We start from the raw sequence: 15,575 nt of genomic DNA, 5'->3' as shown, positions 1-15,575 counted from the left end.
TTGATAACTACCGATAAACAGTTAGGCATTGCTGCTTCTTCTGATTAATCCCCATAGATAAATAGCAACAATTGCACCGAGCACAGCCACTAATACACCAGGAAGAGTTAAAGCAGCAGCAGCCGCAGTATTTTGCAGAGTTCCTGCTTGTATCAAGGTAAATAGACTTCCACTGACGAAAGCACCAATGATACCCAAAACTATTGTGGAGATAGTTCCACCACCTTGATAATCAGGATGAGTAGCCTTAGCGATCGCACCTGCCAAAAATCCTAAAACTACCCAAGCAATAATACTCATAACTGCCTCAACCATTTCACTTATATATAAGTTATCAACTTTTATTCACAATTCTTTCTACCACATGGGATAAATGCTAAATCCAAAAGTTAGACAAAAAACTTTACATCCCGATTGGATATAAATATGCGCTTATACCATTAAAATGCTGAATAAAAGTTTTTTCTAGATTAAGTGATGAATTATTCAAAATATAATCTTATTCCTGATTGACTGGAAAAATAGATAATAAATACACATTATTTTATCTGATTTTATATCTATCTTAAGACAGAAAGATTTTATCTAACTTTTTGGGGATGCATCAAAAATATTTACTTATAAATAAAATATATATTTTTTGTGATAATTCATCATTATTTATATGTTATTGCACATAATAATCAACTAGGCTTTTTGTACAATTTTTATTTAACAACTTTATAAACTGACCAAAGAGTAATTTTCTTAATCACTAATGTTTTGCGAAAATTAGCAATAACTTTTATGAAAAGCCAGATTTAGCCCAATACGCTTGGGTTAAAGCCACATAAAATATATTGCGTAGGTTGGGGAGCCACACCACCTAAGCGGTTTCCCCACGAGCCTTGCAAATGGCGTTTGAGGAACGAAACTCAACCTACACGGGCATTTGTTAGGTTTCGTTCCTCAACCCAACCTACAATTATCGTTAACTGAACTGTATTGAGATTTAGCCAGGAATTTATTGTATGAAATTACACAGGAAAATTTGCTTAGATTAATTCTTGTGAATATTGAATATATAGCAATCCTAAATCATTCGTAAAAAGTTAGATCCACGACAACTTTTACCAAGTCGGGGATCTGGACACCGCAAATTTGAACGAAATCAGATAGGATTGCTATATCGTATTCCCTCAACCGTTATTTTGAAGGTAGATTGAGGAGATAATATATAGCCAAAATTTGCAGAAGTTATCTCAAATGGCACGGGAGAATTTTGTCTCTCGCGTTCTTGTGTGAGTATCAAATATGACGGCAATATTTCTGACTAGTAATCTACCAATATCTGTAATATGGATATGATTTTTTGATAAACTAACCAGGTTATCGGCTTCTAATGGTTTTAACGCCTCTAGTTCATCAGAGAAATATTCATCAAAATTGATATGATATTTGTTTTCAATATCTTGCTTATGAAGCTGAAAGTGAGACATAATCCCCATGATTACATCCCGTCTGATAATGTCATTTTGAGTAAGTTTGATACCTTTACTAATAGGTAAAGCACCCGCTGCAAGTGTTTGATAATAATCCTTTAATTCCTTGTGGTTTTGAGCATAAGCATCTTCTAGCATACTGATGGATGTAGCACCAAAACCAAACAGTTCTGTTTCAGCATGGGTAGTGTAGCCCTGGAAGTTGCGCTTGAGAGTACCATTCCGTTGAGCGATCGCTAATTCATCATTAGTTTTAGCAAAATGATCCATCCCAATAAATAGATATTGGTTATTCGTTAATTCTTCAATGGTCATTTTCAGAATCTCTAACTTTTCCTCTGCTGGGGGTAGCGCCTCTTGAGGGATATTTTTTTGAGTCGGTTTCAGCCACGGTACATAGGCAAAGTTAAAAACAACAATTCGGTCAGGGTCTAACTCAATAGTCTTTTTTACCGTTTCCCGAAATGTCTCGCGGGTTTGATAGGGTAAACCATAAATAAGGTCTACATTCACACTTTCAAACTTAGCTTCTTTGACCCAACTCATGACATCAAAAAGCATTTCTTCTGGCTGGACACGATTAACAGCTACTTGAACTTGGCGATTAAAATCCTGAATGCCAAAACTAATGCGGTTAAACCCAATCTGTCTGAGAAATAGAATGTAGTTTCTATCGATATAGCGGGGATTAATCTCAATTGAGATTTCTGCTTGTGGATCGATGTTGAAATAGCGATTGATGTTTTTCCATAAATATTCTACTTGGTAACGATCCAAGTAATTAGGAGTACCGCCTCCCCAGTGGATTTGCAGCACTTTTCTGTTTGGATCAATTAAAGCTGAAGTGTTTTTGATGTCTTCAATTAAAGACTCTAGGTAAGGTTTGGCAATATTTTTGTTGTTGGAAATTACTGTGTTACAGCCACAGAAGTAGCAAGCACTTTGGCAAAAGGGGATGTGGAAATATAAAGAAAGAGGGGTTTTACGTTGATTCGAGGCTGCGATCGCGGTCTTAAAATCAGTTTCAGTGAATGTTTCGCTTAACTCTGTAGCGGGCGGGTAACTGGTGTATCTGGGGGCGCGAGTGTCGTACTTTTGGATCAGATCCAGATCAAATTTTACACTGGGTAATACAAAAACCATTGAGTTGCTTTCCAATAAATGTGTGAGGGGAAGCTGTAAACTGAACCGAAAGGCATTATTAGCTTCTGCAACAATCCGTTCTGCTGTTATATCATCAATGGATAATGCATTTAATGCCTGACGATACTTATCCTTAAATGCCTTTTTGTCAGGAATTTGCTCAAAATTGTAAAGGGACGTGCCTTCATAACCAGAAAGCTTCAAGGCTGACTGAGCAACTTTTTGTAGCATTTGACCTTTTTGTCCGTACAGGAATTAGCGATCGCGGTGGTGTAATTAATCTGGTCAACAAGCTACAAAAACGCCAGGAAAGCCATTTCATCTCTTGCTTCTTTCTCCCCAAAGCGATAATGAGTTTTTAAACCTTCCCAATGTACTGCATTATAATGTCGAGTTTAATACCGATCGCATGTATGACGATTTGGGACACTGGATGTATTGCACAGAGGTTATGCGAGGAATTCTGGAATCCCTTGGGGTGTCCAGCAAAAACCTCTTCTGGTGTCCACCCAAAATACCGAAGGGGTGAGAAACTAGGTACGAGCGTTTGCATTTGCTATTTCGGCGTTCGCATTTGCTATTTCGGCGTTCGCATTTGCTATTTCGGCGTTCGCATTTGCTATTTCGGCGAACGCAATTGTTATTTCGGCGAACGCAATTGTTATTTCGGCGAACTCATTTGTTATTTCGGCGAACGCAATTGTTATTTCGGCGAACTCATTTGTTATTTCGGCGAACTCATTTGTTATTTCGGCGAACTCATTTGTTATTTCGGCGAACTCATTTGTTATTTTGGCGAACTTACAGCGTTTTTCAGGTAAATGAGGTACACAGGTAGGGGCACAACATTGTTGTGCCCTTACAATAATCTGTACCTCACCAAGTTGCAATTTGCTGTATTTGTTATTTCGGCGACTGGGTTGTTTGAGTGGCTGTGAAATGATCTGCCGATTACTTGCAGCTTGCTTTTGTCTCAAATCATCACAAATTGCTTGTAAGTCGTAGTTGAAAGCCTTTGCATGTTCTTCTCGTATTCTATAAATCTCTTCAAGAATTTCATCTTTGCACATATCTACTCTCCCATTAGTAGGAAACTTGTGCAATTATATTTGAGGCTCTTGCAAGAAAAGTTTTTAGCTTTAATTCTGTAGAACCTGTGCGATCGCCTGAGAAATCGGTAAGCCAGGACAGCGTTCTAACCAGAAAAACTCGCCAACTGGGTTAACTTCAAGAAATACATGACGACCATCAGGAGTCAAAATAATATCAATAGCTCCGTAGTTCAAACGAAATTCTGCCATGAGTTTGAGCAATTTCTCTTCGACATCTTCAGGCAGAGTGTATGACTCCCAAGCGTCGAGTAAGGCAATTCCCTGTTTGCGCCAATCGTAACGCGCCTGATCCAAAGCTTGAGAATCAACCGCCGCCGTCAGCACACGCTTACCGACAATAATTGTCCGCAATTCTAATGCCTTGGGGATTTTTTCTTGAAATGTCATTGGGCAGAAACGTAATCCATCGAGGTTGTCCAGATCCTCAGATGAAATTGGATTTGTAAACACAACTTTTTCTCGTCCTTGTTCATCGTAAATAGCAAAGGAAGAGAGCATCTTTGTAATCATTCCCTGCTTACACTCTTGGGCAAATTGCTTCACTGCAACTGAATTGTTTGTAGTCAGAGTGCGTGGCGTATCTAAACCGACCTCTCGTGCTATTTGTAATTGCAGTTGCTTATTTTCGGCTCGGCGAATATTTGGCAGAGGGTCGAGATGGAAACCCTTAATACTGGCAATCATTCCCTCAATGGTGACGCGAGATTCTTTCAGTGAGGCTTGTCTGAGTTGCCTGTCCATCGAGTCGGGAATTTTTGACCCAATTGTAATGCGGCGATACCAAACTGCTGATACTTCACTCAAATCTAATGTTTGGTCATCTACGAGCAGAGTAACTCGTTCACTTCCAGCATAGTAAACATCTAAGGTAATTTCTGTGGGAAATCGGTCTGTGTCAAAACGAAATGCTTTCCCTCCTTGGGCTTCAATTGCCTGAATAACTAGAGGAATACTTTCGTTGTCTTCGCTGTGAGTAATGATTAAAACAGTCATTTAAAGGATGAATAATGAAGTACGCTACAGATAAATATAGGGGCTACCAGTTGGTTTTTAATTTTTAAGTAAGGGTATTATATTTAGGACTTGTTGAAAGTAGTGCATCTGCGATCGCTTCCGCAATTGGGTATTCCAAATCTCTCTCCAGCATCCCCCACTCTCCTGTAGGATTAATTTCGAGAAAAACGTATTCCCCTGATGGCGTTTTGATAAAGTCAAATGCTCCAAAAATCAGTCCAAACCTTGCCATAAAAGCATCCAAGCAACGGATTAGTTTATCAGGTAATTGATATGGTTGCCAGGTAAGAACTTCTTTTGTCCCACGTCGCCAATCTTGGGTGGATTCTGCATACTCAGACGCATCCAGTGCCCCGACAAAGAGATTACCATTCACATACACTGCACGTAGTTCTAGCTCTTTGGGTATTTGTTCTTGAAACACAACTGGACAATAGCGCAGTGTTTCAGCATCAAGTAAGTCTTCTTCTTTAACGGCGCTAGTATACATGAAAAAAGAGGAAGCTTGCATCCCATAAGAAAGAGGTCTGAGTAGCTTGGCAACCATTTTTCCTTTAACTTCCCCAAAAAACTCTCGTGCTTGTTGAGGATTGTTGGTGACAATAGTCCGAGGTATGACAAGACCAACTTCCGATGCAATTCTCAGTTGGCGTAGCTTGTTTTCAGCTGCATTGATCCGCTGTAAATCATCCACCCAGGTAGCTCGCCTCAGACTGTCCCAAAAGCCATCTAAGACTGCGAGTGATTCACTAGAGCAGGCTGCTTGAAACTGGGGAGCCAATTCTTTACCTAGATCAGGTTGCCAGATCCGTCGCATCCATACTGCTTGCACTTGCTCGGTGTTCAGGGAGCTAGTGCCATATTCCAATTTATGATTGCTTCTGGAGTTACTTAAATTCGCCTCGATTTGTACTGTCATTGGAAACCTATCAGTATCAAGGCGAAATGGCTGTGCGCCTCGTTTTGATACAGCTTCTGCAACTCTATCTATTGTGAAGTAATCACCACTATGGGTGATTAATAAAACCACATCACGGTCAACGTGCATAAAATATCTTCATTGAGTTCTTGTATTGTCAACTATTAAAAAAATAAAGCATTAAAGTAAACTTAGTTTTAATGGGAAGCCAACCCCTAGATGGAGTTGGCACTAACAGTCTTTTTATTCTAAGAATATTTTTTAAAACCGCATCTCTGTTGTACTCGAAAGTATGCAGTTATTCTATTTGCTTGGCATGGTCATCGCCGTCTGAAGGGTACTTATTAGTAAAAGCCTCATCACTATCAGAGGGAGCCTTTCTCGTTACTGCATCTTCTTGATCAGATGGGTACTTCAGAGTTTGGGCAATTGTATCTTTATTCTTTTTATTCTTCTTGGTTACACCACAACTTCCACCGCTAATCGCTTCTGATTCTTGCTCAGATAGGTCTTCAAAGTTTTGCCCTTCTAAAAATCGGGCAAAGAAAGGTACTGCTTGTGAATTTAGTTCTTCTGGTTTGTTTTCAGACATAATTTTTTCCTCATGTTAAGTAATATAAATTTACACTGTTCTCAATGATATTACATAGTATTCCATCTATTATTAAGCATTAATTTCATGTGAAATTATTTGTAACATTTGCGAAAAAATACTTTTGACCCTATTAAGTACTTCGCTGCAAAAGAGAATCAAGATTTAGGAGTCATCAAAGCCAAGCGATCGCCAGTCTCCAAGCTGGATTTCTCCCCTTGGACTGCATCCTCGCAGACATTAGTGCAATTACCTTAACCTCTCACGAATGGGCTGTGAGTAAAATCATTTGATTCTCCTGTGCAAATATTCAATAACCCAATGGATGGCGGAAATCACCAACCACTTTGTCAAGTTCTTGAGCGATCGCCAACAACTCCATCTCGCGCCATCGCTTTCCCACAATTTGCATTCCAATTGGTAAGCCATTGTGAGTTTGCCCTATAGGAATCACCACCGCCGGATGACCACTAAGATTAAATGGTATGGTGTAAGCTCCGTTTGCCACCGCATGAGGATATGATTTGCCCTCAATATCAATGGCGCTCCAAGCCGGACGATGAGTAAATGCAGGGGTTGCTGTCACAGGAGTTAGCCATACATCCCATGCTTCTAAAGCTTCATCGATTTGGGCAATAAAGTGATCGCGCTCGGTGAGTGTCTCGAAATATCCTCTTAAGCTGGGATTCAAAAGTTCTGGGAGAAAGCTGCTGAAATTTCCCAATTTTCGGAGTTTTTTGTCACCTTGAGTTGCCGTGCGAAAGAGTAACTCTAAATTGCGTCGCAGATTATAGCTATCCTTGGGTTGGGCGTAGTTGTTGATGTATGCTTCCATCCTCCCGTGGAGGTTCCACACTGTCGATAGATCAAAGTCTTTGGGAAGCCAGCGTTCAACATAAGTACCTGCTTGAGCAAGTTTTTGCACGACTGTCTGTACTGCGGCTCGAATTTGTGCAGCAACAGGAACCTCTACCCATTCATCAATCCAAGCAATTTTAAGATCCTGCAAAGACTTGCCAGATGGGGTATCAAGGGTGATCGGTGGCACATCTGGGCGACGCAGATCCGCACCCGCGATCAGTGAAAAACAAAGGCGAATATCTTCGAACGATCGCCCAAAACAGCCAATAGTCAACATTTGTCGCAAACATAGCGGCATTCCCGGTACTTCAGGGATACTTCCTGCGGTGGAAATCCGGCGATCTGTTGGCTTTAAACCATACACACCACAAAAAGTTGCAGGCTGGCGCACGGAACCTGCAATATCGTTGCCTATATCTAATGGTGAAAGTCCGGCTGCAACAGCAGCAGCACTGCCTCCAGAACTGCCACCTGCTGTGTAGTCAAGATTCCAGGGATTATTTACCCGGGGAAACAGAGAATTTGTACTTTGAAAATCACCAGCCAGTTCGGCCATGTTCGTTTTTCCAAGGATAACGGCTCCTGCTCCCCGCAGCCTTGCTACAACTGTGGCATCCTGTTGAGGAATGTAGTCCTTGAGAGGAATATAACCTGCTGTAGTCCGGAGTCCTACTGTTTCAAAAATATCTTTGATCGTTACAGGGACACCGTGCAGAGCGCCCCAGTGTTCTCCTCTGGCTAGGGCTTCATCAGCAAGCTTTGCTGTAGCACGAGCATTGTCTTCGTCTAATGTGCAAATTGCATTCAGCTTTGAGTTATGTTTAGAAATCTGCGCCAGGTAAGCATCGAACACTTCAACAGCAGAGACTTGGCGATCGCGAATCATCTGAGCAAGTTGATGAGCGGGTAGGAAAACTAAGTCACTCATAGGTCCATTTCACCTCATTCGTTAGATTCCAAAGCAGGATAAGCCCAAGGTTAGTTTAATAGGACTTACGCAAAAAACGTCTCAAACTCTCATTCCTCCGTGTACTCTGTGTCTCTGTGGTTCGTTCTTTCATGACCCGTGCGTAAGTCCTGTTTAATTCCGGCATATATTTGAAGTTCATACCATAAAAACCAGAAATGAAAGTGCGTAGGCGTAGCCCGCCGTAGGCATCGCTACCCCACTATATTGAGTCATAGCTCAATTTTTTTCTCTTTCCCCAGATTTAGGGCGAGTAGTTGGTGCTGGTGCCGACTTGTTTTGTAGAATTGCAATTTCTCTCTGTGCATCTTGATAACTATTTTTTTCTCCTTGCTGTTGGAATAGTTTTGCAGCTTTTTTGAAATCTGCGATCGCTCCCTGTTTATTTTTCTGCTTGGTGCGAATCACACCCCGGTTATAGTAGGCTAAGGCATTGTTAGCATTAATGGCGATCGCTCGTGAATAATCCTGATTTGCAGCTTTTTTATTTCCTAGTTCGAGATAAGCATTACCACGGTTATTGTAAGCTGCTATATTATTAGGATCTAGTTTCAGTACTTCGGTATAATCTTCAATAGCGCCTTTATAATCTCCGAAAGAAAAGCGGTGAATACCTCTGTGGATATAAGCTGCAATAAATTTAGGATCAATCTGTAAAATAGCGTTGTAATCTTCAGTAGCTTCGAGTTGATCTCCCAGATCACTGTAAACATCACCACGATTAAGATAAGCTTCTATATATTTAGGATTGATGCTAATTGCATCCGTGTAATCTTTAAGTGCTGCATATTTTTGTTTGTTGATAGATTGAGTTAAACCCCTTTGATAATAAGCTTTGGCATCACTAGGATTAATCTTAATTACTGTATTAAAATCTTGGATTGCTCCAAGTCTTTGTCTAAGGCGACGGCGGAGAATCCCCCGCTGCAAGTAGGCTTCGCTATACTGAGGCTTGAGAGCGATCACTTTGCTAAAATCTCCAATTGCACCTTTATTATCCTTCAGTTGGGCACGGGCTAACCCCCGGCCATAGTAAGCATATCCATTCTCAGAATTTAATTTAATCGCTTGGGTATAGTCAGCGATCGCTTCTTTGTATTTGTTTAATTCAGACAAAGCAAATCCTCGGTCAAAATAGGCATTAGCATCTTGAGGATTGAGTAAAATGGCTTGGCTAGAGTCTGCTTGTGCTTGCTCATAGTCTCCTAATCGATAATAAGCATCGCCTCGCCGATTATAAGCCAAAGCGTTTTGCGGATCTAATTCAATAACCTGATTGAAATCTTCAACTGCTCCTTCATAGTTTCCTGCGTCATATTTATTTACTCCTTCTTGATATAATTGTTGTTGAGCATCACTTACAGGTTTTAGCGAATGCAAGAACCATGCTCCAACACCAAGTGTGATACAGCCAGCTACCCCCGCTAAAATTAGTAATAATTTTTTATCATGCTGTTTTTGCTGATCGCGATCAACATTTGTTATATTTTTCAGATCGTCTAAAACTTCGGTTGCATACTGGTAGCGCTTACGATAGTCAAAACGCACCATTTTATTAAGAATTTTTGCTAATTTTCTGTTAATTTTTAGATTTTTGTGACGCCAAACTATTTCACCTGTCAGCTTATTTTTCTGACTTTGCAGTTGAGATATTTCCTTTGCTGGTAAACCTAGAAGTGCTGCGATCGCAATTATTCCTAAAGCATATATATCGCTATTGTATTTGAGGTTGCCGTTAACTTGTTCTCTAGGCATATATTCTAGATGATCGACGGTCTTAGTAATGGCTTCGTTAACAATAGCAAAATCAACTAAAACTAACTTTTTATCTGACTCACGACGAATAATATTTGCTGGTTTAATATCCTGATGAATTATCCCATAACTATGTACAATCCTCAAAATTTCTAATATCTCTGATAAAAGAGGAATAAGTTGGTCTTCGCTCAGAGGTTGTCCCTGGATAATTTCATTAGTTAAAGGATTACCAGGGATAAATTCTTGGACTATATAGAATTTTTCATTTTCTTCAAAATAAGCAATTAACTTTTGGATTTGGTCGTGTTCCTGTCCTAGTTTTTCTAAAGTTGTTGTCTTACTAGCAAACAAGCGACGCAGGATAGTTAAAGTTTGAGAATTACTACTATGCGGACGTAACTGCATTACTACAAATTGGCTACCAGGAAGATTAACATCTTCAACTAGATATGTTTTTCCCTTTTCACCATCATTGAGAACTTTTAGTATTCGATAACGTCCATCTAGGAAATGACTATTCATCAATATAAATATAGTTTTATAAATTGTTTGATTATAGCTTACGTGTTATATGGAGGAGGCAAAAGGTAAAAACGATTTTTATCTAATATTGAGTCTTGCAGTTTTGTACCTCATTTACTTGCAAACTGCTGTAACTGGAGTTTAGACTAGTCAGGAGTGCAAAACTCAGAAGACTCATTCTATAAAGCCTAAAAACCAAGGTTTTAGTTCCTGGAAACATCTTAAATCCGTATCCTTATTTTTTGGAAATTTAGTTTCGCACCGGAAACTAGTCTAAACTCCAGTTAGTTCAGCAACTAAAACGTCCTGATATTTTCATGTTTATCGCCTAGTTGTTTGGCGCTCGGTACAGCGTAGCCGTGCCCTCACTTGTGACAATTACGTAAGTCCTGATTGAGAACAAAGTTTCGAATTGCCTCCGCCAGTCGCTCAGGTTGATCGACTGGAATCAGATGCCCGCAATCTTGGATGATTTGCATTTTTGCGCCTGGAATGCGACTGAGCACTTCACGCTTATGCTGTTCCACCGGATCTTGCCGATCTTGATCCCCGGCTACGATTAAAGTAGGCACCGCAATATTGTTCACTTCGGCGGAGATATCCTCATAGGCCGACAATGTGGGCCAAGCGAGTTTGGCGTGAGGAGCAGCCGCCAAATTATCCGCGATGATTTGTTCGCGAAGCTCGTTGCTCTGAGGCTGTGCCGTTAGAAATTCCAATGCTTTCAAGGCGTTCTCACGGTTGTCGTAAGCGTGAAGCTGTGCCTGTCTGGCAAACTCTGGAATGTTTTGAGGCGTCGGGGTGGCCGGTGCAACCAAGACGAGCTTCTCCAGACCGATGGGCCGTAGCGCGGCCAGGAACTGAGCAACTTTTCCGCCCATTGAATGACCTACCAGAACGTATCGTTGAATCTCCAAAGCTTGAAGAACCTCCTTCGTATCAACGGCAAGATCTCGAATGGAATACCCTTGCAGCGGAGCATCCGACCCACCCCATCCACGCTGGTCATATGCGATGCACCGGAAATCTGCCGAAAGCGACGACATGACCACATTCCATGTCCGTGCTGACCCACCCCAGTAATGTAGAAACAGCAGTGCCGGTTCACCGGCGCCCGTTTCCATGACATTGAACGATAATCCCCTAGTCTTCAGTTTCATAATCGTCATCTTAACCTTTTAATTTTTTAGTTCGATTGCTGACTCCCAAAAATTTCTGGTTGATATTCTTGACAAAATCCTAATCTGAGCGAATGAAACAGCCCTGGGCTAGGGGGGATCAGGCTAAATGTTTAATACTTCTCAGACATCCTCTGAAAGCTCATTGATTCTAGTTTTATACTGGAACGACAAATTTCTCACTACCAGCTAGTCCAAAGGCTGCATGAATGGCTTGCAAAGCTTTAACACCTTGCTCTTGCGCCACGACACAACTAATTTTTATTTCTGAGGTGGCAATCATTTGAATATTGATTTGTTGTTGGGCTAAAGCTTCAAACATTTTAGCGGCAACACCTGGTTGTCCCACCATACCTGCACCGACAATACTTACCTTAGCGATCGCACTATCTAAAACAACTTCACCCCATCCTAATTCTGCCGCTACTTGGGTGAGCATTTCTCTTGCATTTTCCCCATCTAGCCGCGAGACTGTAAAGGCAATATCCCGCCTGGGAACACCATCAATCACTCGACAACGCTGAGATTGGATAATCATATCAACGCTGATATTATATTGCGCTAATAGTCCAAACAGTTTCGCCGCCATCCCTGGACGATCTAGCAATTGGCGAATAGCAAGACGCGCTTGGTTCAAATCTAAAGCAACGCCGCAAACGGGAGGAGGAGAGACGCGATTAATCACATCTGTATGAGGAGAGACGCGATCAATCGCGTCTGTATGAGGAGAGACGCGATCAATCGCGTCTGTACAAGGGTTAGGAATTAGGAGTTCTCCCTTGTTGCTCTTTGCTTCGATCTCAAAGGCGGTGCAGAGTGCGCTGACGGCGCGATCGCATTCGGCTGCATTTACTACGCAACTTACTTTGACTTCGCTGGTGGAAATCATTTGAATGTTCACCCCAGCTGCTGCTAAGGTGGCGAACATCTTCGCAGCCACACCAGGACGGCCAATCATTCCTGCGCCTGCGATGCTGACTTTGGCAATGTTATGTTCTACCATTACCTCGGCTTCGTCAAATTTGGGGTTAGATTGACTCCTCAGTGCTGGGGCGATCGCTGCTGTTACTGCTTCTGCCCGTTTTAATATTGGTGTGGTGACCGTAAAGGCAATGTCATTACTATTACCTTCATGAATTGATTGAATAATCAAATCTACGTCTACTTTTTGCCGAGAAATTTCGCCAAATAACCTTGCTGCTACGCCTGGTTTGTCAGGTACACGCAACAAAGCGACCTTTGCTTGGTCAGTGTCAAATTCTACATGATCCACCGGACGGGCAATTTCTAGATTGATCAGCGATCGCCCTTGGGGTTTAGCTGATGTTACCCAAGTACCGGGGTCATCCGTCCAGCTAGACCTAACTACAAGGGGAACACCATAGTTACGAGCAATTTCCACAGCGCGGGGATGTAGCACTTTTGCGCCCAAGCTAGCTAGTTCCAACATTTCATTGCAGGTGATGGCATCCATCAACTGGGCTTCGGCAACTAAGCGGGGATCTGTAGTTAAAATCCCTGGAACATCTGTATAAATTTCACAAAAATTTGCTCTTAATGCGGCTGCGATCGCCACCGCCGAAGTGTCGGAACCACCACGACCCAAAGTCGTAATTTCCATCTCTCCAGCGCTGGAAGTACCTTGGAAGCCAGCTACTACAACTACTTTACCTTCATTTATGTGGCGAGTTAGGCGAGTAGTTTCAATATGCAAAATCCGAGCGCGGCTGTGTTCTGCTTCAGTAACAATTCCTACCTGAGCGCCAGTCATGGAAATTGCAGGCTGTCCGAGTTCCTGCAATGCCATACTGAGTAAGGCGATCGTTACTTGTTCGCCAGTGGAAAGCAGCATATCCATTTCCCGGCGATTAGGATTTGGAGAAATTTCAGTAGCTAGTTTGACGAGTCCATCGGTGGTTTTGCCCATTGCCGAAACCACTACGACAATAGAGTTTCCAGCTTTAACAGTTTTATAAACACGCTGTGCAACAGCTTGAATCCGTTCGACTGAACCGACAGATGTACCACCGTATTTCTGAACTATGAGCGCCATAACTTTTTATTTAATCAATTGTGCCTGCTTTCATCAAGGCTTCCGCCTGGTCAGGAAGCCTTCAAGGCTTATCAGTTATATAGTTTACTAAATATTGCGTCGAATACCCTATAATAATTGATTATTCAAAAACGACATCTTCGTAGAGTGCTGCCATTGTTTCCTCAAAATCCACGCTGTTGAGTCGAAATGATTGATGTTCTGCTGTGTAGGATTGTAAAACCCACAGCCCTTGCTCATTGCGTCGAAAACACTCAACTCGCTGACGTTTTGTATTAATTAAAATATATTCTTGCAGGCTTTCCAGGGTTTGATAATCGGCGAATTTGTCGCCCCGGTCAAAGGCTTCAGTAGAATTAGATAAAACTTCGACAATTAAACAGGGAAATCTTTTATAAGCTGGCGTTTCTTGATCTCGTTGATCGCAAGTAACCATAACATCGGGATAATAAAAGCGATTTAGAGATTCGATTCGGGCTTTCATGTCAGCAATGTAAACACGCCTTCCAGAGCCGCGCACATGATTACGGAGGAGAGCGAACAGGTTTCCAGCAATGGTAACGTGTGGATCTAGCGCTCCAGCCATTGCGTAGATGTAGCCGTCGATGTATTCATGTTTGATATTGCTCTGTTCCTCCACTTGGAGGTATTCTTCAACGGTGACGTAGTTTTGTTGGGGCGAGGCTATCATAGTTGAAACTTTAGGATTTGAGTGATACTGATTTCTAGGGTAGCGTTTGCTGTGGATTGAAGTTAGTTTTTGAGAGAGATTTTGGAGAGATAATTTTATGTTAGGTCTAGATAGAATTACATTTGACCATATAAGTAAGAAATGGATTGCATTTTAGGCGATCACTTCTACATTTCCACTTTTTTCTAGAGCGTGGGTACAAAGTAGCTAAACACCATTATTTTTCAAGGAAAAATCAGTTTTTTAACGTAAGATTCAACTTGGCTTTGAGGTGAGATAATATAGCTATACACTCCATTCGGGGTAGACCAATGCAACTAGAAGATTATTTTGACTTTTTATCAGCCGATGATATTCGCCTAAAAGGACACCGCATCGGCATTGATAATATACTTGATTATTACTTTGAAGGATATACGCCAGAAGAAATTGCTGCTAATCTACCTAGTTTGAGTTTGGAGCAAATTCACGCTACTATTACTTACTATCTCCATAATCGCGTTGATATTGAAGCTTATCTGTCACGTCTGGTAACATGGCGTGAACAGCATTACCAAGAATCGATTGCAAATCCTTCACCTTTGGTACAGCGCCTCAGAATTTTAAAAGCTCAAAGGAATAAACGTTAGGTAAGTGCTTAGTGAAGGTTCGTTTTTTGCTCGATGAAAATTTGTCACCTCGTCTGAAAGTAGCTGTTCTTCGTCTTAACCCGGCGATAGATATTTTGCGTGTGGGTGAAAGTAATGCACCAACATTAGGAACTTTAGATCCTGACGTATTGCGTTATCTGCAATTATCTCAACGGCTGTTAGTGACAGATAACCGCGCTAGTATGCCAACTCATTTAGAAGCACATTGGGCAGAAGGTGGACATATTTGGGGCTTGTTCTGGTTGCGTCCTAGAATACCAATAGGACAATTAGCACAAGAACTATTGCTAGTTTGGGAGACTACTGAGGCAGAAGAATGGATAGATCAGTTGGAATGGATTCCTTTTTAAGCGATCGCTTGTAGATTTACACTATAAAATAGAGCGATCGCCAGCTTTCGGCTCAATGATATACCAAAATGAATGCGTGAATTACTCAAATGAGTAAGCAAACTGGGGTTTGAGTAAGTCAAAGCTGCTTTTGCTTGCGGAAAACACCAAAATGTGACATGAAAAGCTGCTTTTGCTTGCGGAAAACATCAAAATGTGAGATGAAAAGCTGCTTTTGAGTAAGTCAAAGCTGCTTTTGCTTGCGGAAAACACCAAAATGTGAGATGAAAAGCTGCTTTTGAGTA

The 15,575-nt window shown here is 41.5% G+C and carries 14 protein-coding genes; 2 read left to right on the top strand and 12 right to left on the bottom strand.

Annotated elements, in window-relative coordinates:
- Window positions 1-21: 21 nt before the first annotated feature.
- The 11 genes from V7K40_RS22270 to V7K40_RS22220 all read right to left on the bottom strand — a co-directional run bounded on the left by V7K40_RS22270 (window position 22) and on the right by V7K40_RS22220 (window position 14,291).
- Window positions 22-300, bottom strand: coding sequence for a GlsB/YeaQ/YmgE family stress response membrane protein (locus tag V7K40_RS22270; protein WP_334963535.1), 279 nt, complete (start codon window positions 298-300; stop codon window positions 22-24).
- A 941-nt stretch (window positions 301-1,241) separates the two neighbouring features.
- Window positions 1,242-2,855 (bottom strand): oxygen-independent coproporphyrinogen III oxidase, encoded by a 1,614-nt coding sequence (gene hemN, locus V7K40_RS22265; RefSeq protein WP_334963533.1) that lies wholly within the window; start codon window positions 2,853-2,855, stop codon window positions 1,242-1,244.
- Between the two features lie 302 nt (window positions 2,856-3,157).
- Window positions 3,158-3,694, bottom strand: coding sequence for a hypothetical protein (locus tag V7K40_RS22260; protein ID WP_334963531.1), 537 nt, complete (start codon window positions 3,692-3,694; stop codon window positions 3,158-3,160).
- 69 nt (window positions 3,695-3,763) lie between these two features.
- Window positions 3,764-4,729, bottom strand: coding sequence for an MvdD family ATP-grasp ribosomal peptide maturase (locus V7K40_RS22255; protein WP_334963529.1), 966 nt, complete (start codon window positions 4,727-4,729; stop codon window positions 3,764-3,766).
- Window positions 4,730-4,793: 64 nt separating this feature from the next.
- Window positions 4,794-5,798 (bottom strand): MvdC family ATP-grasp ribosomal peptide maturase, encoded by a 1,005-nt coding sequence (locus tag V7K40_RS22250; protein ID WP_334963527.1) that lies wholly within the window; start codon window positions 5,796-5,798, stop codon window positions 4,794-4,796.
- Between the two features lie 169 nt (window positions 5,799-5,967).
- Window positions 5,968-6,261 carry a microviridin/marinostatin family tricyclic proteinase inhibitor gene (locus V7K40_RS22245; protein ID WP_334963525.1) on the bottom strand — a complete coding sequence of 98 codons (294 nt, stop codon included), beginning with the start codon at window positions 6,259-6,261 and terminating at the stop codon, window positions 5,968-5,970.
- 310 nt (window positions 6,262-6,571) lie between these two features.
- A complete protein-coding gene (locus V7K40_RS22240; protein ID WP_334963523.1) occupies window positions 6,572-8,050 on the bottom strand; it encodes an amidase in 1,479 nt (492 codons plus the stop codon).
- 258 nt (window positions 8,051-8,308) lie between these two features.
- Entirely contained in the window at window positions 8,309-10,369 is a 2,061-nt protein-coding gene (locus V7K40_RS22235) for a tetratricopeptide repeat protein (RefSeq protein ID WP_334963521.1), read from the bottom strand.
- Between the two features lie 365 nt (window positions 10,370-10,734).
- On the bottom strand, window positions 10,735-11,529 hold the full coding sequence (locus tag V7K40_RS22230) for an alpha/beta fold hydrolase (RefSeq protein WP_334963519.1): 795 nt from the start codon (window positions 11,527-11,529) through the stop codon (window positions 10,735-10,737).
- Between the two features lie 175 nt (window positions 11,530-11,704).
- Window positions 11,705-13,600: an aspartate kinase gene (locus tag V7K40_RS22225; protein WP_334963517.1), complete on the bottom strand. Its 1,896-nt coding sequence runs from the start codon at window positions 13,598-13,600 to the stop codon at window positions 11,705-11,707.
- A 121-nt stretch (window positions 13,601-13,721) separates the two neighbouring features.
- Window positions 13,722-14,291: a Uma2 family endonuclease gene (locus V7K40_RS22220; RefSeq protein WP_334963516.1), complete on the bottom strand. Its 570-nt coding sequence runs from the start codon at window positions 14,289-14,291 to the stop codon at window positions 13,722-13,724.
- A gap of 311 nt (window positions 14,292-14,602) precedes the next feature.
- On the opposite strand from V7K40_RS22220, the gene V7K40_RS22215 reads away from it, so the two are divergent.
- Entirely contained in the window at window positions 14,603-14,920 is a 318-nt protein-coding gene (locus tag V7K40_RS22215; protein WP_334963514.1) for a DUF433 domain-containing protein, read from the top strand.
- 11 nt (window positions 14,921-14,931) lie between these two features.
- Complete coding sequence (locus V7K40_RS22210; protein WP_334963512.1) at window positions 14,932-15,291, top strand: DUF5615 family PIN-like protein; 360 nt, start codon at window positions 14,932-14,934, stop codon at window positions 15,289-15,291.
- On the opposite strand, the gene V7K40_RS22205 is transcribed toward V7K40_RS22210, so the two are convergent.
- On the bottom strand, window positions 15,288-15,413 hold the full coding sequence (locus V7K40_RS22205; protein WP_334963510.1) for a hypothetical protein: 126 nt from the start codon (window positions 15,411-15,413) through the stop codon (window positions 15,288-15,290). The genes V7K40_RS22210 and V7K40_RS22205 overlap by 4 nt on opposite strands.
- Between the last annotated feature and the right edge of the window lie 162 nt (window positions 15,414-15,575).

The organism is Nostoc sp. (assembly GCF_036917195.1).
In the GTDB taxonomy this organism is placed as follows: Bacteria; Cyanobacteriota; Cyanobacteriia; order Cyanobacteriales; family Nostocaceae; genus Nostoc.
The sequence above is the reverse complement of the archived record's forward strand: the minus strand, read 5'-3'. Positions and strand labels throughout refer to the sequence as shown.

Excerpts from the sequence above, each read along its gene's own strand:
- V7K40_RS22270 (WP_334963535.1), bottom strand. The coding sequence starts at position 300 with ATGAGTATTATTGCTTGGGTAGTTTTAGGATTTTTGGCAGGTGCGATC.
- hemN (WP_334963533.1), bottom strand. The coding sequence starts at position 2,855 with ATGCTACAAAAAGTTGCTCAGTCAGCCTTGAAGCTTTCTGGTTATGAA.
- V7K40_RS22260 (WP_334963531.1), bottom strand. The coding sequence starts at position 3,694 with ATGTGCAAAGATGAAATTCTTGAAGAGATTTATAGAATACGAGAAGAA.
- V7K40_RS22255 (WP_334963529.1), bottom strand. The coding sequence starts at position 4,729 with ATGACTGTTTTAATCATTACTCACAGCGAAGACAACGAAAGTATTCCT.
- V7K40_RS22250 (WP_334963527.1), bottom strand. The coding sequence starts at position 5,798 with ATGCACGTTGACCGTGATGTGGTTTTATTAATCACCCATAGTGGTGAT.
- V7K40_RS22245 (WP_334963525.1), bottom strand. The coding sequence starts at position 6,261 with ATGTCTGAAAACAAACCAGAAGAACTAAATTCACAAGCAGTACCTTTC.
- V7K40_RS22240 (WP_334963523.1), bottom strand. The coding sequence starts at position 8,050 with ATGAGTGACTTAGTTTTCCTACCCGCTCATCAACTTGCTCAGATGATT.
- V7K40_RS22235 (WP_334963521.1), bottom strand. The coding sequence starts at position 10,369 with ATGAATAGTCATTTCCTAGATGGACGTTATCGAATACTAAAAGTTCTC.
- V7K40_RS22230 (WP_334963519.1), bottom strand. The coding sequence starts at position 11,529 with ATGAAACTGAAGACTAGGGGATTATCGTTCAATGTCATGGAAACGGGC.
- V7K40_RS22225 (WP_334963517.1), bottom strand. The coding sequence starts at position 13,600 with ATGGCGCTCATAGTTCAGAAATACGGTGGTACATCTGTCGGTTCAGTC.
- V7K40_RS22220 (WP_334963516.1), bottom strand. The coding sequence starts at position 14,291 with ATGATAGCCTCGCCCCAACAAAACTACGTCACCGTTGAAGAATACCTC.
- V7K40_RS22215 (WP_334963514.1), top strand. The coding sequence starts at position 14,603 with ATGCAACTAGAAGATTATTTTGACTTTTTATCAGCCGATGATATTCGC.